The 22,469-nt window shown below is 67.1% G+C and carries 20 protein-coding genes and 1 pseudogene; 9 read left to right on the forward strand and 12 right to left on the reverse strand.

Annotated features, from left to right (window positions below):
• The first annotated feature begins 415 nt into the window (after positions 1-415).
• From BLW17_RS16615 to BLW17_RS16625, 3 genes are all read left to right on the forward strand, one after another.
• The gene (locus BLW17_RS16615) at positions 416-1,270 is read left to right on the forward strand and encodes a DMT family transporter (protein ID WP_036734722.1); all 855 of its coding nucleotides are present in this window, start codon (positions 416-418) and stop codon (positions 1,268-1,270) included.
• A gap of 502 nt (positions 1,271-1,772) precedes the next feature.
• On the forward strand, positions 1,773-1,934 hold the full coding sequence (locus BLW17_RS16620) for a recombinase family protein (protein ID WP_081969177.1): 162 nt from the start codon (positions 1,773-1,775) through the stop codon (positions 1,932-1,934).
• 716 nt (positions 1,935-2,650) lie between these two features.
• Positions 2,651-3,592: a manganese catalase family protein gene (locus BLW17_RS16625; protein ID WP_211656947.1), complete on the forward strand. Its 942-nt coding sequence runs from the start codon at positions 2,651-2,653 to the stop codon at positions 3,590-3,592.
• 448 nt (positions 3,593-4,040) lie between these two features.
• Here BLW17_RS16625 and BLW17_RS16630 read toward each other — a convergent pair whose 3' ends face one another.
• From BLW17_RS16630 to BLW17_RS16645, 4 genes are all read right to left on the reverse strand, one after another.
• On the reverse strand, positions 4,041-5,450 hold the full coding sequence (locus BLW17_RS16630) for a cryptochrome/photolyase family protein (protein WP_081969176.1): 1,410 nt from the start codon (positions 5,448-5,450) through the stop codon (positions 4,041-4,043).
• 19 nt (positions 5,451-5,469) lie between these two features.
• Complete coding sequence (locus BLW17_RS18385; protein ID WP_197055290.1) at positions 5,470-5,613, reverse strand: hypothetical protein; 144 nt, start codon at positions 5,611-5,613, stop codon at positions 5,470-5,472.
• A 370-nt stretch (positions 5,614-5,983) separates the two neighbouring features.
• Complete coding sequence (arsB, locus tag BLW17_RS16640; protein ID WP_036734703.1) at positions 5,984-7,027, reverse strand: ACR3 family arsenite efflux transporter; 1,044 nt, start codon at positions 7,025-7,027, stop codon at positions 5,984-5,986.
• Positions 7,024-8,007, reverse strand: coding sequence for an arsenate reductase/protein-tyrosine-phosphatase family protein (locus BLW17_RS16645; RefSeq protein ID WP_244507347.1), 984 nt, complete (start codon positions 8,005-8,007; stop codon positions 7,024-7,026). Before BLW17_RS16645 ends, arsB begins: the two co-directional genes overlap by 4 nt.
• 991 nt (positions 8,008-8,998) lie before the next feature.
• Between BLW17_RS16645 and BLW17_RS19000 the strand changes: the two are divergent.
• The 4 genes and pseudogenes from BLW17_RS19000 to BLW17_RS16665 all read left to right on the forward strand — a co-directional run.
• Positions 8,999-9,367, forward strand: a pseudogene (locus BLW17_RS19000) (Mu transposase C-terminal domain-containing protein); the annotation flags it as partial.
• Positions 9,368-9,734: 367 nt separating this feature from the next.
• A complete protein-coding gene (locus BLW17_RS16655; RefSeq protein ID WP_420818688.1) occupies positions 9,735-10,652 on the forward strand; it encodes a TniB family NTP-binding protein in 918 nt (305 codons plus the stop codon).
• A gap of 49 nt (positions 10,653-10,701) precedes the next feature.
• Positions 10,702-11,922, forward strand: a complete 1,221-nt coding sequence (locus BLW17_RS16660) for a TniQ family protein (RefSeq protein WP_080623348.1) — start codon at positions 10,702-10,704, stop codon at positions 11,920-11,922.
• Positions 11,923-11,947: 25 nt separating this feature from the next.
• On the forward strand, positions 11,948-12,490 hold the full coding sequence (locus BLW17_RS16665; RefSeq protein WP_051578254.1) for a DUF305 domain-containing protein: 543 nt from the start codon (positions 11,948-11,950) through the stop codon (positions 12,488-12,490).
• A 103-nt stretch (positions 12,491-12,593) separates the two neighbouring features.
• Here BLW17_RS16665 and copM read toward each other — a convergent pair whose 3' ends face one another.
• Together copM and BLW17_RS17970 are read right to left on the reverse strand one after the other, a co-directional pair.
• The gene (gene copM / locus BLW17_RS16670) at positions 12,594-14,126 is read right to left on the reverse strand and encodes a CopM family metallochaperone (protein WP_036734698.1); all 1,533 of its coding nucleotides are present in this window, start codon (positions 14,124-14,126) and stop codon (positions 12,594-12,596) included.
• A gap of 140 nt (positions 14,127-14,266) precedes the next feature.
• Positions 14,267-14,941, reverse strand: a complete 675-nt coding sequence (locus BLW17_RS17970) for a hypothetical protein (protein ID WP_139306056.1) — start codon at positions 14,939-14,941, stop codon at positions 14,267-14,269.
• 622 nt (positions 14,942-15,563) lie between these two features.
• Between BLW17_RS17970 and BLW17_RS16675 the strand changes: the two genes are divergently transcribed.
• Positions 15,564-16,139 (forward strand): L,D-transpeptidase, encoded by a 576-nt coding sequence (locus BLW17_RS16675; RefSeq protein ID WP_081969202.1) that lies wholly within the window; start codon positions 15,564-15,566, stop codon positions 16,137-16,139.
• 93 nt (positions 16,140-16,232) lie between these two features.
• Here BLW17_RS16675 and BLW17_RS16680 read toward each other — a convergent pair whose 3' ends face one another.
• The 3 genes from BLW17_RS16680 to BLW17_RS16690 all read right to left on the reverse strand — a co-directional run bounded on the left by BLW17_RS16680 (position 16,233) and on the right by BLW17_RS16690 (position 19,336).
• Complete coding sequence (locus BLW17_RS16680) at positions 16,233-16,565, reverse strand: four-helix bundle copper-binding protein (protein ID WP_036735275.1); 333 nt, start codon at positions 16,563-16,565, stop codon at positions 16,233-16,235.
• A 97-nt stretch (positions 16,566-16,662) separates the two neighbouring features.
• Positions 16,663-19,002, reverse strand: a complete 2,340-nt coding sequence (locus BLW17_RS16685) for a copper-transporting P-type ATPase (RefSeq protein WP_231572823.1) — start codon at positions 19,000-19,002, stop codon at positions 16,663-16,665.
• 133 nt (positions 19,003-19,135) lie between these two features.
• Entirely contained in the window at positions 19,136-19,336 is a 201-nt protein-coding gene (locus tag BLW17_RS16690) for a heavy-metal-associated domain-containing protein (protein WP_036719171.1), read from the reverse strand.
• Positions 19,337-19,460: 124 nt separating this feature from the next.
• Here BLW17_RS16690 and BLW17_RS16695 point away from each other — a divergent pair, with 124 nt between their 5' ends.
• On the forward strand, positions 19,461-19,916 hold the full coding sequence (locus BLW17_RS16695) for a c-type cytochrome (RefSeq protein WP_074827077.1): 456 nt from the start codon (positions 19,461-19,463) through the stop codon (positions 19,914-19,916).
• On the opposite strand, the gene BLW17_RS16700 is transcribed toward BLW17_RS16695, so the two are convergent.
• The 3 genes from BLW17_RS16700 to BLW17_RS16710 all read right to left on the reverse strand — a co-directional run bounded on the left by BLW17_RS16700 (position 19,913) and on the right by BLW17_RS16710 (position 22,359).
• A complete protein-coding gene (locus tag BLW17_RS16700) occupies positions 19,913-20,320 on the reverse strand; it encodes a MerR family DNA-binding protein (RefSeq protein ID WP_036735292.1) in 408 nt (135 codons plus the stop codon). The genes BLW17_RS16695 and BLW17_RS16700 overlap by 4 nt on opposite strands.
• A gap of 14 nt (positions 20,321-20,334) precedes the next feature.
• Entirely contained in the window at positions 20,335-20,784 is a 450-nt protein-coding gene (locus tag BLW17_RS16705) for a c-type cytochrome (RefSeq protein WP_036735277.1), read from the reverse strand.
• A gap of 132 nt (positions 20,785-20,916) precedes the next feature.
• On the reverse strand, positions 20,917-22,359 hold the full coding sequence (locus BLW17_RS16710) for a multicopper oxidase family protein (RefSeq protein ID WP_244507348.1): 1,443 nt from the start codon (positions 22,357-22,359) through the stop codon (positions 20,917-20,919).
• Positions 22,360-22,469: the final 110 nt, after the last annotated feature.

The raw sequence follows: 22,469 nt of genomic DNA on the forward strand, positions 1-22,469 counted from the left end.
CCGGGCTGACCGAGGGCTCGCCCCCCAAGGGCACCTATGACCGGCCTGTTGCCCCCTTGTCGGCGGCTCCGGCCTGTCCTGCCCCTCTACATCAACGCCTGCTGTCTTCCCGGATACCGTCGCCGCTGCCATCCGGCCGCGACCGGCGGACCGGACCGGGCGGGGCGCGGCCCGGCATGTCACGTCTTCATGGCCGTGTCCCGATGCGCAGGGTTCATCATTTCCTTTCTTCCCGGTATCTGGCTGGGCAATGTTCTGAACCTGCCTGCAAACTTAGGTCGCTGCCCGTGGGCCTGCCGCCCCGCCCTGCGTCTGCGGGACTTGGCAGGCTTGCATCAGCCGGGGACGCGGGGGGTTCAGATCCGGCCTTGCGCGCTGCCGGATAGCGCGCCGATGCGGACTGAAGGAAATGCTGATGCAGAGCCCTGCGCCCCTGACGGTTCTTGGCCTTGTCGCCCTTGCCACCACGGCGATCGTCTGCGGCGACACGGCCGGCAAGCTGCTGACGGGGGCGGGGGTGCAGCCGCTGTTCGTGGCCTGGTCGCGCTTCGCGCTGGCGGCCCTGCTGCTGTTCTGGATGCTGGGCCTGGGGCCGGCCGGCCTGGGGCGCCTGCTGGACTGGCGGCTGATCCTGCGGGCGGCCCTGATCGTCGGCGCCATCGCCTCGATCCTGACCGCGCTTCGGACCGAGCCCATCGCGAATGTCTTTGGCGCCTTCTTCATCGGCCCGATCGTGGCCTATGTGCTGTCGGCCCTGCTGCTGGGCGAGCGCGTGTCCTGGGCGCGCACGGTGATGCTGGCGCTGGGATTTGCCGGCGTGCTGCTGGTCGTCCGGCCCGGCGGCGAGATGGGGACCGGCATGCTTTTCGCGGTGCTGGCCGGCACGCTATACGGCTCGTATCTTGCCGCGACGCGCTGGCTGACCGCCTTCTATCCGCCGCCCTTCCTGCTCGGCTCGCAACTGCTGATCGGGGCGGTGCTGCTGCTGCCTGCGGGCCTTGCCAGCATTCCGGCAAGCACCGACCTGCGGGTCTGGGTGCTTGTGATCGTCAGTTCGCTTGCCTCTGCCTTCGGCAACTATCTGCTGGTGGTCGTGAACCGGACGACGCCGGCGACGGTCTCGGCGCCCCTCATCTATTTCCAGTTGATCGCCGCCACCGTGATCGGGTTCTTCGTCTTCGGCGACTGGCCGGAACCGCTGACCCTGCTGGGCCTTGCCGTGATCTTCGCCTCGGGTGTCGGCGGCCTGGCGCTAGTGCCGAAGCGCTAGGCGCGGCGGCCCCGCTCGTGGCGTACACTGACAAGCGCCACGAAGCTGCTCTGCAGTAGCTCATCCCCTGCACGCGACCACCCGTGCAGCGGCGCGGGAGGTCTGCAGTAGCGACCTGTTCCCCGGACACGGCCGAGAAACCTAAACGCCGTCTGCAGAGCGCAGTGCGCCCAAGCGACGGTATGCAAACCGCAACAGGGCCAAAGGCGAGCGGAGCCCTTAAGGCAGGGGCGCATCTCGCGGCACGGGGATAAGCTCCTACGCTCCTACTCTACGAGGCGGCCGCGCAAGCTCGACCCGGCCAGCGCACCCGCCACAACATGTGCAGATCACACGACCAGCCTGCGACAAACGCCTGTTTGTCGCAAATCCGTCCGGCCGACGGGCGCGCGGGCCCCCGAGCGCCCGTCCGTCTTACGATAAAATCGCAGTAATCTGTTTCCGATAACAGATTGCGGTCATATGTTTGTCGCACATCAGGATGCAGTAAAGGGGGCGGACGATGGCTCTCGTCGGCTACGCCCGTATCTCGACATCAGAGGCTGGTCAGATCATGGACCGCCAGCTCGATGCGCTCGCTGCCGCAGGCTGCGAGCGGGTGTTCGAGGACCGTGCATCGGGGGCATCGGGGGCAACGGGGGCCAAGGACCGGCCCGGCCTCTGACCGCCGTCTCGCGTAGGATGATCTCCCACCGGTAAAGGCACAGCGCCACGAAGCGGCCGGACAGGCGCGGGGCCAGTTCCCAAAGCCACAGCACCGCGCCGCGCGGCGCGTCGGGACGCAGCGGCAGCAACGCCGCCTCGCGCCCCAGCCAGCTGGAACCCCAGCGTCGGCAGCCCGATGAACCCCAGCACGGCGGACGAGCGCAGCCCGCACTCGACGCGGTACATCACGTAGCTTTCCATCTGCCGCGCCACCAGCGGCAGCCGCGCCCGGCCCGACGTTCGACGGCAGCGCCCCGATGCCCCCGGCGGCTCGATCCTGCGGAGCTGACCGGCGATGCCGGTTCAGCGCCGCAGGACTGGCGCGGCGCACTTAACCAACATCAGTCCGAAAGTTGCCGTCCGGAGGCAGCCAAAGCGGCCCGCGCGCGTTTCAGGTGGGACCGCACGGGTATTTTCGCCGGGCCCCGCCCAGATCCGCAGCACCGTTTCACAGCCCCATGTGATCACGCCGATCCACGGGTCCGGGATCCTGCCCGCCCCCTGGGGATGCAGGCGAAACGGGCGAGACCGGCTTGGGCCGCGACCCGCCCCCGGGCAGGCGGCGATCGCCCGCACTCGGTCCACGAACGACGGCTGAGCGGTCGCTGCCGATCCGCCCAGCCACCCGACGGCCGCCGCAGGCCGAAACCAGATCAGGGATATTGCACCATGTTCATGCGCGTCGACCAACTGCAGACCGAACTGCCCCGGCCCTTGCGGGCCGACCCCAACGCCGCCGCGGCCCTACAGGAGCTGCTGGGCGGCAAGTACGGCGAGATGTCCACCCTCGGGAACTACATGTTCCAGAGCTTCAACTTCCGCTCGAAGTCCAAGCTGAAGCCCTTCTACAACCTCGTGGCCGCCATCACCGCCGAGGAACTGGGTCACGTCGAGCTGGTGTCCCACGGGATCGCGATGCTGGCCAACGGGCCGGACAAGCCCGGCGCGGACGAAGCGGACGGAGGCGACGTGTCGGACGCCCCGTTCGCCGCGATGAAGGACATCCGGTCGGCGGCCTCGTTCTTTTCCCATGCCGGGGGCGCGGTGCCGGTGAACTCGAACTCGATGTCGTGGAACGTCGACATGGTGACGACCACGGGGAACGTCGTGTTCGACCTTCTGCACAACTTCCACCTGGAATGCGGCGCACGCCTGCACAAGCTGCGGGTCTATGAATCGCTGACCCAGGACAACGCCACCGGCCGCGAGGTCTGCGGCTATCTGCTGGTGCGCGGGTCGGTCCACGCCCACGCCTATGCGCTGGCGCTCAAGAAGCTGACCGGGGTGGCAATCGAACAGATGCTGCCGACGCCGAACATCCCGCTGGACAAGATCCCCGAGTGCCAGAAGTACCTGGTCGAGGGCTCGCACCGGCGGCTGTATACCTTCTCGCCCGGTGACTATCAGGCGATGCGCGGCATCTGGGAAGGCGAGCACGCCCTGCCGACCGACCCGCCGGGCGAGCTGGTCGTGGTGGATGGCCTGCCCGAGGGCGGCAAGATCCACGACCTGACCGGCGAGCCTTGCGCGTTTACCCCGGACTATGCCCCAGAAGAGATGTTCGAGATCGCCGAGCGTCTGACCAAGGCCGCCATGCAGGGCGCCGGATCGCTCTGACGCCAAGGGGGTGCGGCTGTACGGCGGCACCCCTGCCCCACCACCCTTCCGGTGGGTTTCTCTGAACCCGCATTTTTTGCGGAGCTGGCTCGGGACGAGACGGATCACCCCACGCCGCATCCGCCCGCATCGCCCCGCTTGGCTTGGATCACGGCCGCGCAGCGGGCAGGACTAGAGACGGGCCCCGACGCGCCAGAGGCGGGGGGACGCCAAATTATGCCTGTCAATATTGGATGGACGCATCATGATCCGTGCTCATCTGAGAAGAAGAAAACGCTTCTCCTGCTCGCGCTCCTGGCGGGCATTGAGCCGCGCCTTTGCGGCCATGGAACGGGCAGGGTCGTCTCTAGGGTCTTCGAATTGAAAATGGTCAGAGAGCGACGAGGTCAGGGCAACTAGGCCGCAGCACTGCAAATGGGCTGGCTGAAGACGCCGGACTTCGCTGCGATCAAACCTGCTCGAATGCCGCGAGAGCGCGAAGGCGCCCTTCCGCCAACCCGATGATCGGACGCAGGTCGTAGCCGCGTGATGGGTCCAGCCCCCAAGACCGGGGAGCCGCGTCGAAGAACGCGCGCGCGCCGTCCGACTTGCTGCCCTGCCAGCCATAGAGCCAGCGTCGACGATAGACCCCGTCAGGATCGAACTTCTCGGCTTGGGTCGCCGGGTTGAATATCCGGAAGAACGGAGAGGCATCCGGCCCCGAGCCTGCCACCCACTGCCAGTTCGTTGCATTCGACGCGGGATCCCAGTCCATCAACGTGTCAGCGAACCAGTCAAGCCCCGCGCGCCAGTCGATCAGCAAGTGCTTGGTCAGATAGCTCGCCGCCGCCATGCGAGCGCGATTGTGCATCCGCCCGGTAACAAACAACTCGCGCATACCGGCATCGACGAGAGGCTCGCCGGTCTGACCCCGCTGCCAGGCAGTCAGGTCCTCCCGTACCTCGCGCCACGGAAAACCTACGAAGCGCGGGTTCCATGTCTTGCTCTCCATCCAAGGCGCCTCGATCAGAAGCGACCAGGCGAAGTCGCGCCACAGCAGTTCACTCATGAACTTTTCGGCCGCAGGCGCATGTTCGGGGTCGCAGGCGATATCCTGCGCGGCGGCCCAAACGGTCCGCGGAGAGATTTCTCCTACCGCCAAGGCATCGGAGAGCCCGGAGCCTGCCATCTGCTTGTCCAGCCTATCACGTCCAGCCACGTAGTCCGCAGACCGGCTGATGAACTGAGCCAACCGAGTCGTTGCTGCCGCTTCGCCTGCCGGCGGGCTGTGCGCGTTCACGACATCGGCCCCGCGATCCATATCCGGGGCAAGGTCCGGGATCGTGGCCGCGAACCCCGGGGGAAGTCCTGCCGGAACAATCCAGCACACCCCCGACGGTGCAGGACGCGGAGGTGCGGCACCGACCGTCCGGGCGGCCCTTGAGAATGGCGTGAAGACCCGGAAGCCTTTGCCCTGCCGGGTCTGCACGGCGCCGGGAGGTAGCAGCGTATGGGCATGGTGCACGACCAGCCGGAGGCCGGAGGCCTCAAGGGTTCGAGCCAGAAGACGATCGGCCTCAAGGCGCGCCGGCGCTGGCCAGTCACAGACATGAACCTCGCGCGCGTCGATCGCCGACGCCAAGGCCAATACTGCAGCTTCATCACCTTCAACGACGGTCATGGCGCCACCCTGGCGGCGCAGATCGACATCCAGGGCCTTCAATGCCTCCCCAACCCGCCACCGGGAGGCAGCACCTTGGGCACGGAGCACCGCATCGACCCAGAAGGCAGCGCAGACCGGTCCGTTGGCCGCCGCTGCCGCCAGCGCGGGGTTATCGGTCAGCCGCATATCGCGGCGGAAGAGGCAGATCGACGTCATCTCCGATGGGATGTGCTGATCAAGTCTCGTCGTCGAGCGCGACCTGGGCATGCTGGACGACCGTCCAGTCATCGTGAGCCCGGCGGCGGTACACCGATGTGCAGGCGGCCGTGAACCGCCGTTCGCCCTTTGCCGCCCTGACGCGATAGCCGACCACGATCATGCCTTCCTCTGGCCGCATCACCTGCTGGTCCGAAAAGCTGACCTCGTCCCAGTCGGGCGTATGCTTAACTGCCTCGATGGCTGCCGGCCCAGCAAACACCCAAGGAGTATGGCTAAAACGCAGTTATCGTCGACACGACTGTCATACCGCTCTTCTGAAGCCCGCCAGAGGCTTTACTCAAACGCCCAAACCCGGCCGTCGTCCATGGCATAATCCTCCGCCTACGTTTTCTCTGACAGTTGTGACAGGTAACCACCAATCCCGCAACGGTATCTGACTGCCGATGGAAGTATAAACCCGATGGGATACGAAGCGTCAAAAACGACCCTATGGGAGACTGCCAAAACTTCCACTCATCCTGGCTGGCTCGTCACCCAGCAAAGCGTTCTCGGGTGCGGTTGGCGAACGCCACCAGGGTCAGCATCACCGGCACCTCAACCAGCACCCCGACCACGGTCGCCAGCGCCGCGCCCGAGTTGAGCCCGAACAGGCTGATCGCCACGGCGACGGCGAGTTCGAAGAAGTTCGAGGTGCCGATCAGCGCGCAGGGCGCGGCGATCCGGTGCGGCACCTTGAGCGCGAAGGCCGCGGCGTAGGCCAGCGCGAAGATGCCATAGCTCTGGACTAGGATCGGGACGGCGATCATCGCGATGACCAGAGGCCGGTCGAGGATGACGTTGCCCTGGAGGGCGAAGAGGATGACCACCGTCGCGACCAGACCGATGATCGACCAGGGCTTGGCCCGCGCGATGAAGGCGTCAACGGCGGCCTCGGAGCCCAGGGCGCGGCGGGTGATCAGGCCGGCAATCAGTGGCAGCACGATGTAAAGCACGGTCGCCAGCACCAGCGTCCGCCACGGCACGGCGATGTCGGTGACGCCCAGCAGCAATGCGACGATGGGGGCAAAGGCCACCACCATGACGAGATCGTTCACCGAGACCTGGACCAGCGTGTAGGTCTCGTCCCCCCGCGTCAGCTGCGACCAGACGAACACCATCGCCGTGCAAGGCGCGGCGCCCAGCAGGATCAGCCCGGCGATGTATTGCGCGGCGTCCTCGGGCGCGATCCAGGGGGCGAACACGTGCTCGAAGAACAGGACGGCCAGCGCGGCCATGGTGAAGGGCTTGATCAGCCAGTTGACCGCCAGCGTGACCAGCAGTCCCCTGGGCTGGCGGGCGACGTTGGCGACCGCGCCGAAATCGACGCCGATCATCATCGGGTAGACCATCGCCCAGATCAGGGCCGCCACCACGAGGTTGATGCCGGCGACCTCGGCCGCGGCGATCGAGCCGACAAGGCCGGGGGCGATCGAGCCGATGATGATGCCCAGAATGATCGCCAGCGCGATCCAGAGGGTGAGCCAGCGTTCAAAGCGCCCCAACGGAGCGGGCCGGTCCATGGCGGCGTCGCTCATGGCCGGGCCTCGCCGATCTGGTCCAGCTTGCGCTTGAGCGACATGCGTTCGAGCGAGCCGATCGGCAATGCGGTGAACAGGCCGATCCGTGTCGCCAGCGTGCGGTGGGCGGCGTTGAAGGCGGCGGCGATCTCCGCCTCGGAGCCGGTCGCCGCCGCAGGATCGGGAACGCCCCAATGCGCACTCATCGGCTGGCCGGGCCAGTAGGGGCAGGGTTCGGCCGCCGCCGCGTCGCAGACCGTGAAGACGAAATCCATCCGAGGCGCATCGGGCGCCGCGAATTCGTCCCATGATTTCGACCGCAGCTGCGAGGTGTCATGGCCAAGCCGGTCCAGCAGCTGAATCGTTCGCGGGTTCGGGATGCCCGCCGGCTGCGACCCGGCGGAAAAGGCGCGGAACCGTCCCGAGGGGTCGGCATTCAGCACCGCTTCGGCGATCAGCGATCGGGCCGAATTGCCAGTGCAGAGGAACAGGACGTTGAAGGGGGCATCGTGCATGGTCGGCTCCGGGGACCGGGTAAGGGGGCCGCAGACCGCCGGGTTTCCCCCGCAGCAGTCATCGGTGAGGAATCCGATCAGCGCCCCGATCGTGTCGAGCCGCGCGAAATAGCGGATCTGCCGCCCCTCGCGCTGCGAGTGCACAAGGTTGGCCTGGCTGAGCACGCCAAGGTTCGTCGAGAGGGTGTTGGGGCGCGCATCGAGGGCGGCGGCAATCTCGCCGGCGGTCAGGCCGTCAGGTTCGGCGGCCACGAGGTGGCGAAGCGCCTGCAGGCGCATGTCCTGCGAGAGGGCGGCGAAGGCCGTGAGGGCTGATGATGATTCCATAGTTCCAGAATCATGGAATCGTATCTGTTCGTCAAGCCGGTTCGATTGCTCGAAAACGGCCGTTTTTGGAAGTGTAATTTTCAGGAGACGCCTGCACCACTGCGACAGGCATTCCGCCCTGTGTGCAGCTGCCTTCTGACAGCTGAATGTCAGCACTCACCGACACGAAAATCGTGTATGCTCAGCATTCGTGTGCACGAGGCAGGGCTTGGGCATGGCAGGGGAGACCGCGCAGATCACCGAGCAAGGCGTCGCCACGCTGTCGAACGAAAGGTGGGAGGAGGCGCGGCGCAGAGCGGACGTCATCGGGCCATTGGCCCAGCATGATATGGTTGGTCATCAAGCTGCAGATGAGGCGGCCCGAGCTTTGGGTCTGTCGCGGCGGCAGATCTACGTTCTGATCCGCCGTGCGCGGCAGGGTGGTGGTCTCGTGACGGATCTGGCGCCCCGACAGTCCAGCGGAGGGAAAGGCAAAGCGCGCCTGCCGGAGCCGGTGGAACGGGTCATTCGTGACCTGCTGCAAAAGCACTTTCTTGGCAAGCAGAAGCCCAGTCTGGCGGCCGTTCATCGCAAGGTCGTAAAGGAGTGCACGGCGCAGGGGCTGCAGGCGCCGGTGCGCAACACCGTGGCCCTGCGGGTCTCGCGCCTCGATCCGGTCACGACAGCCCGGCGCCGGATGGGCAAGGATGCAGAACGCACTCTGACGGGCGCGGGCGGAGTGCCGCCGCCAATCACGGCTCCTCTGGAGCAGGTCCAGATCGACCACACGGTCGTGGACCTGATCGTCGTGGACGAGCGTGATCGTCAGCCGATCGGCCGTCCGTATCTGACCGTTGCCATCGACACCTTCACGCGATGCGTGATTGGCCTGGTCGTCACACTGGAGGCGCCATCCGCCTTGTCGGTGGGCCTCTGCCTGGCACATGCGGCCTGCGACAAGCGACCTTGGCTGGAAGACCTCGGCTTGGATATGGACTGGCCGATGGGCGGCAAGCCCCGACAGCTCTATCTTGACAATGCACCCGAGTTCCGGAGCGAGGCCCTGCGCCGGGGCTGCGAACAGCACGGCATCGGACTGGATTACCGCCCGCCGGGACAGCCGCACTATGGCGGCATCGTGGAGCGCGTCATCGGCACGGCCATGCGGATGGTTCACGATGAGCTGCCGGGAACCACCTTCTCCAATCCGGAGCAGCGCGGCGATACCGACCCGGAGAGAACGGCGGTCCTGACGCTGCGGGAGCTTGAGCGCTGGCTTGCCCTGGCCGTGGGCACGTACCATGGCACCGTGCACGGCAGCCTGTTGCAGCCACCAGCCGCCCGCTGGGCAGAGGCCGTGGCTCAGGGCGGGCCGCCAACGGTCGTCACGCATGCGGCCGCGTTCCTGATCGACTTTCTGCCGGTGATCCGGCGAACCTTGACCCGAACCGGCTTTGTCATCGACCACATCCGCTACTACGCCGACGCGCTCAAGCCCTGGATCGCCCGGCGCGACCACCTGTCCGCCTTCCTGATCCGGCGCGATCCGCGCGATGTCAGCCGCGTGTGGGTGCTGGAGCCCGAAGGCAAGTATTACCTGGAGGTGCCCTACCGCACCTTGGCGCACCCGGCTGTCACGCTCTGGGAGCAGCGGCGGGCATTGGCACGGCTGCGCGAGCTGGGGCACGAGAAGGTGGACGAGGCATCGCTGTTTCGCATGATCGGGCAGATGCGCGATATCGTCGCCACGGCTCGGAAGGCCACGCGCAAAACCCGCCGCGAGGCCGACCGCCGCCGGCATCTCACGGCAAAGCCACCGCCCGCCGCGCTTGTCCCGCCAAGCGTGGATACCACCGGCCCGCAGGCAAACTGCCACCAGCATCGCCTTTCGATGAGATCGAGGAGTGGTAGCCGTGGACGCCTCTCCTTCGAACGACCTGTCCCACCTGCTGCCGGCCGCGCAAAGGCTGGCCCGCTTGCCGGCAGAGGAGCGCATCCGGCATATCCGCGCCGATCGCTGGATCGGCTACCCGCGCGCAGTGGATGCATTGCAAAAGCTGGAGGCACTGCAGGCGTGGCCAACAAAGCAGCGCATGCCCAACCTGCTTCTGATCGGGCCGACCAACAACGGCAAGTCGATGATCGTCGAGAAGTTCCGGCGCACGCACCCGCCGGAGTCCGCAGCGGATCAGGAATACATTCCGGTTCTGGCCGTGCAGATGCCGTCGGAGCCATCGGTGCTGCGGCTCTACATGGCGCTGCTTGCAGCCATGGGCGCGCCGCTGCACCCGCGCCGGCGACTGGCGGAAGTCGAGCAACTGGCGCTGAAGCTCCTGCGCAGGGTGGGCGTGCGCATGCTGGTGATCGACGAGTTGCACAACATCCTGGCCGGCAACGGTCCCGCGCGGCGGGAATGCCTGAACCTGCTGCGTTTCCTCGGCAACGAACTGCGCATTCCCCTGGTGGGCGTCGGCACGCGCGAGGCCTATCTCGCCATCCGCCTGGACGATCAGCTGGAAAACCGCTTCGAGCCTATGACGCTGCCGCTGTGGGAACCCGATGACGCCTGCTGCTCGTTGCTGGCAAGCTTTGCCGCATCGCTTCCGCTCCGGCAGCAATCGCCGATCGCCACACCCGACATGGCGCGTTATCTGCTCGCCCGGAGCGAGGGCACGATCGGCGAGCTGGCGCGGCTGCTGATGGCGGCGGCTATCGCCGCCGTGGAAAGCGGCGAAGAGGCCATCAATGCCCGTACGCTTGGCATGGCCGATTATGCGGGTCCCGGTGAGCGGCGGCGGCAGTTCGAGCGGGAGTTGAGGTGAAATCTGCATCGCGCTGGCCGCTGCACCCGGAGCCACAGGAGGAGAGGCCCTGTCCTCCTGGCTGCGCCGGGTTGCCGGCTGCTATGACATCGACGCGCGCGAACTGCTGAAGCACGATCTCGGTCAAGGCCTGCACGACGACCTGGACGTGAATCCCGCGCCAGGGCTGCTGAGGCTCTTGTCCAGGCGCAGTGGAGTAGACCTGAAGCGGCTGCACCGGATGAGCCTTGCCGGATGGGCACCAGACCTGTTCGACAGCCTGGAAGGGGCGGACCCCGACGCCTTGGAGGACTACGCCTTCAGGCTGACGATCCTGCTGCAAGATCGCAGCCGCGCAACGAGGTCCGTTGCCGGATGGCGGGCATGGCGCCCCGATCGGCCGATCAGCCGCGCCTGCCCACACTGCATGGACGAGCGGGCAGATCGGCCCATGTGGCTGATGTGGATGGTGCCGCTGATGCTGAGCTGCCCCCGGCACGGCTGCTGGCTGGAAGCCTGCTGGGGCCTCCCTGGCACATTCGTTAATTGGAAAAGCAACGATACTTCACCGCGTCCGGCCAGTGCGGCGATCCGGAGCATGGATCAGCGCAGTTGGGAGGCGCTGACGACCGGTCATGTTCGATTGCCGCGCCAGCGCGTTCCCGCGGACTTGTGGTTTCGTCTGCTGCGCAGCCTGCTGGAAGAACTCAACACACCCATCTCCCGGTGCGGCGCAGGGTCCCGCAGCCTCCGGGCGGTCTGGAACCACTTCGGCCAGCCGCTGCGTGCCGGGCGACTGACGTGGCAGCCTTTCGAAGCTCTGGGCTTACCCGCGCAGCTGCAGATGCTGGAGGTGGCGGCCAATGCCATTGAGTTGATCGAGACCGAAGCAATCAGGCCATTGGGCGCACAGGCTGAACTGTTCCTGCCCGGACCGGGTGCTGAGCTTACCCTTGATCGCCTCATGCGCATCCTGCGGCGCAAGTCGGGCAAAGGCTGGCAAGAAGCCTGGAAGGTCGTCCACGACGCCATCGCCGACGCGCAACACAATCCTGAGACGGCCCGGGCGCTCTATGCGCTGGCCTCCTGTGGGAAGCGGCACGACCCGGTTGCGTTGGAGGGATTGCGCGCGCTCTTCATCGAGGCACAGGTGTCTCAGGAGTTCCTGCCTCTTGAGGGTTCGGAAGCGTTGTCCGCGCTTCGATCTACCTGTGCGCAGGGCCTGAGCCTTGCCTTGCGGAAACTGCCGCCGACCGGCTGCCGGGAACCTTGCCTTGAACGGGCCGGTTGACCCCTGCCGCAACCGGAGAGTCCTAATGTCCTATGCCCGTTTCGGCCTGATGATCCTGACCTCGACCGTGGTCATGTACGGGCTGATGTATCTCAACACCTACGAGCTTGACCACGTCGCCTGGAGCCAGACGCGCGCCTGGATGGCGCTGCTGATGGGCGGGGTCATGGCCGTCATCATGATGGGCTTCATGTGGGCGATGTATGACAAGAAAGGGCGCAACTGGGGCATCATTGCGGCCGCGGTGATCGTAGCGGCGGGATCGCTATGGTTCGTGCGCAGCCAGGCGACCGTGGGAGATGTGTCCTACATGGAAGCGATGATCCCGCACCATTCCATCGCCGTTCTGACCAGTTCGCGCGCGCATATCCGCGATCCCCGCGTGCGCGAACTGGCGGATGGCATCATCAAGGCGCAGATGCAGGAGATCGCTGAGATGCGGGCGCTGATCGCCGATCTCGATGCAAACCCGATCCCTGATGCCGCCCCGGACCTGCCGCCCCTGCGCCCGGATGATGTCGCCGTGGGCGAGGCGGTCGAGAAGGCGCTGCAGCCCCCCGCGCAGTGAGAGCCTTCCGTAGCTTTCAGCAGCGTTGTCCTCTTCGAGGCCGTGCTCCGATGGAGCGAGCGGGTGGAGCCGGAAACGCCCGGCTCCACCTTTCCGGGTCCGATCAGTTCGGGCTTGCGTAGACGATGCCGTTGGGACCATCGCCCACTGGCATCGTTCCAAGGACGTTCTGCTGCCGCACGTCGATGACCGAAACGCTGTCGTCCGCGGTATTGGTCACGAACACCAGCGCCCCATCCGCCGATGCCGACACGCCGTGTGCGCCAAGTCCGGTTTTCAGCGTCTTGGCCACCTGTCCGGTCGCCGCGTCGATCACGGAAACCGTATCGTTCGGCGCATTCTCCGGTCCCTGGTTGGCCACATAGACTTGCTTGCCATCCGCGGTTGCGACAAGCTGGATCGGACCCGGCCCGACCTCCACCTTGCCCACGACCTCACGCGTGGCGGTGTCGATCACGGCCACGCGGTTCTCGTCGCGCAACGAAACATAGACCTTGCCGCCGTCAGGGGTGAACCCGACCTGGACCGGCGCCGCGCCCACCGGAAGGCGCGCCGCTTCCGTCAGGCTTGCAGTGTCGATGACGGACACAGAGCCGTCCTCGACATTGGCAACGTAAAGCTCGGCACCGTCCGGGCTGAGCCGGAGCCCATGCGGAGAGGCGCCGGTCCCGACGCGGCCGATCACCTCGGCACGTGCCAGATCGACGACCGCGACCTCGTTGCCGCCCGACAGCGAGACAAAGGCGCGCCCTTGGCCGTCGGCCACGACATGCGCCGGGTGCGATCCGACCTCGACCGTGGCAGCGGGCCGCGACATGTCCGCCGGATCGAGGATCACCAGAAGACCCGCCGCCCCGCCATCAGCGGCATGGCCATGCCCGCCTGCGGCATGATCGCCTGCGGCAGGCGAGCCGACCGCCAGCAGAAAACGACCGTCCGGCGTCAGATCGACGTTGTGCGGCGACACGGGCAGCGGCACCGTGGTCACCGCCCCGGTGCCCAGGTCGATGGCGCTGAGGCTGTTGCCGCCTTCGTCCGCCGACCAGACGGTTCCTCCTGTCTGGCCAAAGTCCACCGCCTTCGGGCTGGCCTTCCTGTCCAGCCATGTCTGCATTTCGGCGATCTCGCCTTCCTGCGCTTTGACGATCCGGGCGGCCCATGCCCTTGTTTCGGGATCGTCCCCATACTGCTGCACGATCTTCGCCATGGCGATGGCGCCCTGGTGATGCGGGATCATGCCCCGGACAAAGGCCATGTCGGGATCATCCGCCATGACGCCTTCCATCATCGGCCCGTGCATCGCGTCCATGGCGTCCACATAGGCGCGGGTGAAGTCAGGACGGTTCTCGCCGGCATGGACCGCATCCGGCGGGGCCTTCATCTCCTGCATCATTCCGCCCTGCATCATCTGCTGCATGGCGGTCATGCATTCGGAGGGCAGGCCCTGCATCATGGTCCGGCATTGCTCGGGCATGCCCGGCATGGCGGCCATCGCCCCGGCCGCGGTTGCGGGGGTCTGATCCGCCTGCACAGGGGGCTGCGGATCGTGGTGGGTATCATGCCCGGCCTGAGCCAGTGCAGCGGCCGGCAGCGCCGCCAGGAGGCTGACGGAAAAAGCGATTGCAGTTCGTTTCATGGAGATTCAACTCGCGTTCGGACGGGAAGCGGCGTTCTGTGTCGCGCACGGCTTCCCCGTGGATGGTAATGGGCGACTACGGCGCTCTTCATCTCACCGAGACGGTCGGAGGGCACGGCCTCGACCGGTCACAAGCGCCGTCAGAGGGATGCAGACAGGCGTGGAGGCCTCAATACCCCGTCGAGTGCGCGTCCGGAGCGATGCGACCAGAGGGATGGGAGGACATCATCCGCCCATGTCGGCTCAACCAGAGACATCTCAGGCAGAACGGCGACAAAGGTGCAAAACTGAATGCAACAATCATGCCGCAGGGATGATCGGGAATCATCGGAACAACCCGTCTCGGTAACACTTTCCGAATCCATGCCCCCGGCCGCGGGAAAATGCGCGCAACCCTGATACGCCGCGGCAGCGGTCTGGCTGGCGTGGGTCATGTGCCCCGCCAGGGCGGGCTGAACCGCCGCCTGCAGGGTGAAGACCGCAAATCCCAGAAGCACAAGCAGGGCCGCAGCCCGCCGCAGCCGATCCGCCCAAGACCGCCCGACCGGGGCCGCATGGCCATTCATGCAGCCATGCAGATCGGCGGCGGGGACGCGCCGGCTGATGGCGGAAGTGTTCTGGAATCTTTCCAGCTTCATGAGCGCCATTATTCCACCGCTGCGTATCAGGCGCGAGGCTGAAACCTCCAGATGAACCGCAATGGCCCGCGACATGATGCCTCCCGCTGGAACGTCGCGGCACCAGCGGCCATCATCACACAGACGATCAGCTGACTCCGTCTTGAGTTTCTTTTCGCAAAGGTTGTGGCGGCTCACGACAGTTTGTCGTGACATTGCCGGATGCGGTCTCGACGCGCCGGCACGGGCTTGGCACCTTTATCGCATGCAGCTGTTTCGGACCCTGGCCGTGATCGCTCTCGTGCTCCTGGTGCTTCCGTGGGGCGCCTATGCCAGCATCAAGGCGCCACCTGTGACCGGAACTCAGGAACTTGCGGTCCGCCAGACCTTTGCTGTCCCCTCTCGGATGGCGCCACGCGTCAAGGTTGCGTTGACCGCCACGCCAGCAGAGGGGGAGTGCCATAGGTCACTGCCCGGCACGCCCTGTCATCCCGAACACCTGCTGCTTGCCACTGCCGAATCCTGTGGCCGCGATCCTGCACGGGAAGGCCGCTGCATTGATCGCAGCCGAGCCGGAGCGGGACAGAGCCCGCCGCCCATCTACCGCCCCCCACGGTCCTGCTGAGCCGAGCCGCCGCGCCGCAGGCGCGTACTTCCTCAGCTTTCACAAGGACCGCCCAACATGATAACCCGACGCAACTTCGCCGTGGCTAGCGCTGCCGTGCTCCTGTCGGCCTGCACCCGCCCCGTCGCGAAACCTGCCACCCCGCCCCCGCATCCGCCCGTGAAACCGGCAGCGCCAGCCGTCCCTTTTCTGCCGATGCCGGACTTCTACGGCGCCATCACCGACGAACCCTATCCGATCCCGGCCGTGCCGCCCGGCGTGGTGCCACCGCATCTGTGGCGGCAGGAGGTCGTCAACCCTTTCCCCGACGAGCCACCCGGCACGATCATCGTCGATCCCGACGCGGGCATGCTGCATCTGCTCGAAACCAAGGACCGCGCAATGCGCTATGGCGCGGGAACGGGACGCGCTGCCTTCGCCTGGTCGGGCGACGCGCGCCTGCAGTTCCGCCGCAAGTGGCCGCGGTGGAAAGTGCCCGACGAGATGATCGCCCGCCGACCGGAGCTGGAGCCCTATTCGGTCGCCAATGGCGGGATGGAGCCGGGACCGGGCAATCCGCTCGGTGCGCGGGCGCTGTATCTGTTCCAGAACGGCGAGGATACGCTTTACCGGATACACGGCGCCTGCGAACCGGAATACCTGGGCAAGGCGGTGTCCTCGGGTTGCGTCAGGCTTCTCGACCAGGACGCCATCGACCTGTATCGGCGCGCACGGCACGGGGCGACAGTGCGCGTGCTGCCCTCTACTCTGCCTGCAACACTTTCGGCGTGATCGGCAGGTGCTTGCAGCACCCATACCGGTTTCTTCCGCCCGCCGAAGCTCCAAGCTGCGGCGGGCGGTGACGCTGGCACGCGCCAGTTGATTTCAAGCCGCCATTTTCCGGCAGCTTTCCGCGCAACGCCGGCAGGCGTCCACGCAGTCCTGCATGTCGCCGACCTGCTCGCAGCTTGCGGCGCATTGTTCGCAGATCTCGGCGCAGACGGCGCAGAGACGCTTGTGGATGTCGCTGCCGGTCAGCATCACGTTGGCCGAGGCCTGGCAGATTTCGGCGCAGGCGATCATCAGCCGGAAGTGCTCCGGTTCGAGATGTTTGCCGCCCGCTTCAAGGCAGTGGTTCATCGCCATGCCAAGGCAGGTCTGGTGGCAGTCCAGACAGGCCTCGATGCAGGCCTGCATGTCGGCGGATTGATGGTGCATGGAGTTCACCTTTCCTGTTTGCTGCGCCGGGGTTCATCCGCAAGGGGTGGCGCGACCTCCTCGCGAAGACGGGTGCGGGCGGATGCGCGGTGCCGGGTCACACCCGCACCGTTCTCAGCCGCAGGGCGTTCAGCACGACCGAGATCGAGGACGCACTCATGGCGAAGGCCGCAAACATCGGGCTGATGAGGATGCCAAAGAAGGGATACAGCAGCCCCGCGGCGATCGGCACCCCGGCGGCGTTGTAGATCAGGGCGAAGAACAGGTTCTGGCGGATGTTCCTCATCGTCGCCTGCGCCAGCCGCCGCGCCCGGACAATGCCGTCGAGGTTGCCCCTGACCAGCGTGATCCCGGCACTCTCGATCGCTACATCGGCCCCGGTTCCCATGGCGATGCCGACATCGGCCTGCGCCAGCGCAGGCGCATCGTTCACGCCGTCGCCCGCCATCGCCACCTTCCGGCCGGCGGCCTGCAGTTCGGCGATGATCCGCGCCTTGTCCTGGGGCAGCACATCGGCGCGGATCTCGTCGATGCCGAGGCGCGCGGCCACGGCACGGGCCGTGCGCTCGTTGTCGCCGGTCGCCATGATGATGCGGAAGCCAAGCGCGTGCAGCGCCTTCAGCGCCGAGGGCGTGGTATCCTTGACCGGGTCCGCGACCGCAACCATGCCGGCGACGGCGCCATCCACCACGACGAACATCACCGTCTCGCCTTCGTCGCGCCGCGCGTCGGCACGCGCGGTCAGGGCGCCGACATCCAGCCCCATGTCCGCCAGCAGCCGGATGTTGCCGAGCGCAACGGGCTGCCCGTCCACGGTGCCACGAACCCCTTGACCGGTGACGGCCTCGAACTCTCCGGCCTCGACCATCTCGACGCCGCGTTCCTCGGCGCCGCGGACAATCGCCTCGGCCAGCGGATGCTCGGAGCCGCGTTCGAGCGAGGCGGCAAGGCGCAGGATCGCGTCCTCGTCATGCCCGGGCTCGGGCAGCACGGCGACGAGGCGCGGCTTGCCCTCGGTCAGCGTGCCGGTCTTGTCCACAATCAGGGTGTCGACCGTCTCGAAGCGCTCGAGCGCTTCGGCGTTCTTGATCAGCACCCCCGCCTGCGCGCCGCGTCCGGTTGCGGTCATGATTGACATGGGCGTGGCCAGCCCCAGGGCGCAGGGGCAGGCGATGATCAGCACCGCCACGGCGGCGACTAGGCCGTAGGACAGCGAGGGTGCCGGCCCCCAGATCGCCCAGGCGACGAAGGCCACGATCGCGACCCCGATCACCGCCGGCACGAACAGGCCAGCCACCTTGTCGGCATATTTCTGGATCGGCGCGCGCGAGCGTTGCGCATTGGAAACCATTTCCACAATCTGGCTCAGCATGGTGTCGGCGCCGACGCGGGTAGCCTCGATCACCAGCGATCCGGTGCCGTTGATCGTGGCCCCGGTGACCGGATCGCCCGACACCTTCTCGACGGGCAGCGGCTCGCCGGTGATCATGCTCTCGTCCACGGACGAGCGGCCCTCGGCCACCACGCCGTCCACGGGCACCTTGTCGCCGGGACGCACCCGCAACCGGTCACCCACCTGCACCGCGTCGAGCTGTACTTCGGTGTCGGAGCCGTCGGGGCGGATGAGGCGCGCGGTCGCCGGCGCCAGATCGAGCAGGGCGCGGATGGCGCGGCCGGTGCCCTCGCGGGCGCGCAGCTCCATGATCTGGCCCAGCAGGACCAGCGTCACGATCACGGCCGCCGCCTCGAAATAAACGCCGACATGCCCCTCGGCGTCCCGAAAGCCCGCCGGGAAGATCTGCGGCGCCAGAACGGCGGCCACGCTGAACAGCCATGCCGCCATTACCCCCATGGCGATCAGGCTGAACATGTTCAGATTGCCGCTGCGGAAGGATCGCCAGCCCCGCACCAGGAACGGCCAGCCGCTCCACAGCACCACCGGCGTTCCCAGGATCAGCTCGATCCACAGCGTCGCGCGCTCGCCGAAGATGCTCCGGACCCCACCCAGTCCGACCAGCGGCCCCATGGTCAGCACCAGCAGCGGCACGGTCAGCGCGGCGCCGACCCAGAAGCGGCGGGTGAAATCGACAAGTTCCGGGTTGGGACCGTTGTCCACCATGGCGGCGGATTCGAGTTCCAGTCCCATGCCGCAGATCGGGCAGGAGCCGGCCTCGGTCTGCCGCACCTCGGGGTGCATGGGACAGGTATAGACCGCTCCCGTCCAGCCGGGCGGCACGTGATCATAGGTCTTTCCTGGCTCGGGACGGGCGGCCGTGTCGTGGCCGTCCGCGTGGTGTGCGGATGCGCCATGGCCATGATGTTCGTGCCCGTGACACGCGGGACCGGCGGCCGCCCCGGAGGCTTTCGCCTCGGGCACCAGATGCATCCCGCATTTCGGGCAGCGACCAGGGCCGGGCTGCCGGACCTCCGGGTGCATGGGGCAGACATGGACGCCCTCGGCTGTCGCGAGGGGGCGCGGGGAAACATCATGGGACATGGGCTGCTCCTTGAGGTGAGCCGGCTCGGCGAGGATCGGTGCACTCGCCGGGCCCGCACTGGCGCGGGCGCGCTCAGGCCGCTGCTGGCGCCGCAGGATAGCCTGCGGCCGCAAGCGCGGCGGCGATCTGCTGGCGAGGCAGATCGGTCGAGACCTCGACCTCCCGGCTGGCCTGGTCGATGGTGATGCGGGCCTTCGCATCGACGGACTCGATGGCGCGGGTGACGCCACGGGCGCAGCCGCCGCAGCTCATATTTGGAATGTGAAAACGCATGGGGCCTTCCTCGGCTTGTCTCATGCCCTCCCATGTGGAAGGTTCCAGCGCGGGAAGGTCAAGACCGGGTGAGGAAATCCGCGCTCGGGTTGACCTCGGCGTCGGCGGCGGCACTCATGCACGCATGATCCCAGAGCCTCCCGTCCTCCTGCGCCGGTCCTTCGCCTGGCTGATTGTCCTTGCCCTTGTGGTCCTGGTGATCGTCGCGGCCTGGGCTTACGGCAAGACCCCCGACCTGCGGCGCGGGGCCGCGCTCTATGCGCAGCACTGCGCCTCCTGCCACGGCGCGCGGCTGGAAGGGCAGCCGGACTGGCAGATCGCGGGCGCGGACGGGGTGCTGCCCGCCCCGCCCCATGACGAGACCGGCCACACCTGGCATCACGACGACGCCATGCTGACCGACTACGTCCGCCGCGGCGGGCAGGTGGTGCTGGACGACATGGGCGTCGCCATGACCTCGGGCATGCCGGGATTCGGCGACGTGCTGTCGGAGAACGACATCGCCGCCATCCTCGCCTTCATCAAATCGCGGTGGCCTCCGCGCATCCGCGCGATCCAGACCGAGCGGAGCGGCGGCTAGCGTCCGTTCGCGTCGGGGTGACCTCCCGTCAGCGCGTCGAGGATCGCACAATCCGGTCTCGCGTCACCCGCGCAGCTGTCGACAAGCTGCTGCAGGGCCTCACGCAACTGGCCGAGTTCCGCCAGACGCTCGTCCACCTGCGCGAGATGGCGCAGGGCGATCTCGCGCACATCCGCACTGCTGCGGCTGGTGTCTGCGCTCAGGGTCAGAAGCTCGCGGCAGTCCTGGAGCGGGAAATCCAGACGCCGCGCGCGGCCCAGGAAGGTCAGCCGCCGGACCTCCTCCGGGCCGAAGTAGCGGTAGCCGTTCCGTCCGCGCTGCGGGGACACGAGGCCGATCTCTTCATAATAGCGGATCGTCTTAGCGCTCAGGCCCGAAGCGCGGGCGGCCTCGGTGATGTTGATCCCTGTCCCGCCCCTCATGAGATGCCGTTCGCGCGCTGCAATTCGCGCACATAGGCGATGATCGCGGCAAGCTCGCCATCGGTCAGAGGCTGCTCGACCGGCGGCATGTTGCCGAACGACCAGTGATGCGCCCGCACGCCGTTCCGCGCCGCCAGCACGAAGGCCATGTCGCCGTGGTGCGACGGCTCGTAGATGCGGTGGACAAGCGGCGGGGCGATCCCTTCCTGCCCGGCGGCATCCGCACCGTGACAGGAGGCGCAGGCCGCGGTGTAATAGACCTGGCCCTGTTGCGCCTGTGCGGAAAGCTCCGCCGGCACGACGACCCGCGCCATGGGCGCCCCTTGGGCGGTGCCGTCGGATGAGGTGGCGAGGCTCGTGGCCCCGCCGAGCCCGTCCTGGCTCCAATACCAGCCCGCCGTCGCAATGACGGCAACAGCCAATGCGCCGATCAATCCCTTGTTCATGATCTCACCCTTTGTCTCTCTGCGCCCGCTCTGCGGCGGCACGGCCGACCGATCTGGCTTTCGGCCATACCGGCAGGGCGCCTTGTTAACCTGTCTTGCCACCGGAAAGCGGCTGCCCCCGGTGGCGCTCTCTCAGGCTGTGACGGCGAACTCGGTCATCATGCCGGTGAAGAGATGCGGCATGTGGTGGCAGTGCAGCATCCAGCGCGCGGCCTCACCCGCGTCGAGCGCCACCGTCACCATGACCATCGGCGGCACATAGACCGTGTCCCGCAACGCACCGACAATCGCCTGCCCGTTGACGTTGACTACTTGGAACACATGGCCGTGCAGGTGCATCGGATGCCCCATCATCGACATGTTGTGGAAGGTCAGATGCACGCGCTCGCCCGTCCGGGCTGTGATCGGCATATGGTCGCCCCAGGTCCGGCCGTCGATGGTCCAGAGATAGGGCTGCATGGAGCCGCCGAGCATGATCATATGCGAGCGATCCGCTGGCCGTGGCGCCAGCGGCATCGCCGCATTCACCGATGCCGCGCGAAGCAGACCCTCCTGCGCCAGGTCGATATCGAAGGCGCCGCTGACGCTGTCGCCCTGGGCCTCGATCCGGGACACGGAGGCACCGGACGTGGCAAGGACGATCCCGGTCCGCTCGCGTGCGCCTTCGCGGAGGGCAAGGATCGGGAAAGCCCCTGCATCAGTAATGTCGATCTCCAGGTCGAGCCTCTGGCCCATGGCCAGCCCGAAGCGCGTGCCGGGGACAGGCTCCACCGGATGCCCGTCCACCGCCACCAGCCGCGCCGCGATCCCGCCGGTGTCGATCCAGAAGGACGTGGCCGCCGCCGCGTTGATGACCCGCAGCAGGACGCGCCCCCCACGCTCGACCGCGATCACCTCGGGGTCCGCCAGCGTGCGGTCGTTGGCGAGATAAGCGTCGAACTCGATGTCGTTGAGGTCCATGGCCATGCCGCCCATGCCCGAATGACCCGTTCCTCCCATCGCCATGCCGGAGTGGTCCATGCCGGCCATGGCCCCATGCCCGGCCGCGGGCGCGCCCATGGCCGCCATGTCGTGGTGCCCGCCGCCTTCCACCAGTTCGGCCATCACCTCGGAGGGCGGACGAAACGAGAAGTCGTGCAGGAACATCACCACCTCCTGACGGTCGGCCGCGAGATCCTCGGGCCGGCGCACGATCAGGGGGGCGGCAAGCAGGCTCATCTCCTGCAGCGGCACATGGCTGTGCATCCAGAAGGTGCCGGGCAGAGGCGCATAGTCGAAGCTGCGGGTCTCGCCCGGCTTCAGCAGGGGCATCGGCAGGCCCGGCACGCCATCCTGCGCGTTGGGCGGGATCTGCCCGTGCCAGTGGATGATGGTGTCCTCGGCCAGAGCGTTGGTCAGGTCCACCCGGAAACGCTGGCCAGGGTCCAGGATCAGCCCTTGGCCGCCGGAGCCGTTCGCCAGCCCCATCACAGTGGCGGCGCGGCCATCGACCTCGATCACGCGGGTCGTGGCGGTCAGGGACAGCGGCTGTTCACCGGCGGCGGCAAGGCGCGGCCATGCGGTTGTGGCGGCCATGGCGGCGGATGCGGCCAGAAAGCCGCGGCGTGTCAGTGTCATGTCTAAAAATCCATCAGACCCCGCAGGGTAGCACTCGGACTGGAGCCAACTTGCGGCTCCGCTCAGGA

Origin of the sequence: Paracoccus sanguinis, from assembly GCF_900106665.1 — a bacterium.
GTDB classification, from domain to species: domain Bacteria; phylum Pseudomonadota; class Alphaproteobacteria; order Rhodobacterales; family Rhodobacteraceae; genus Paracoccus; species Paracoccus panacisoli.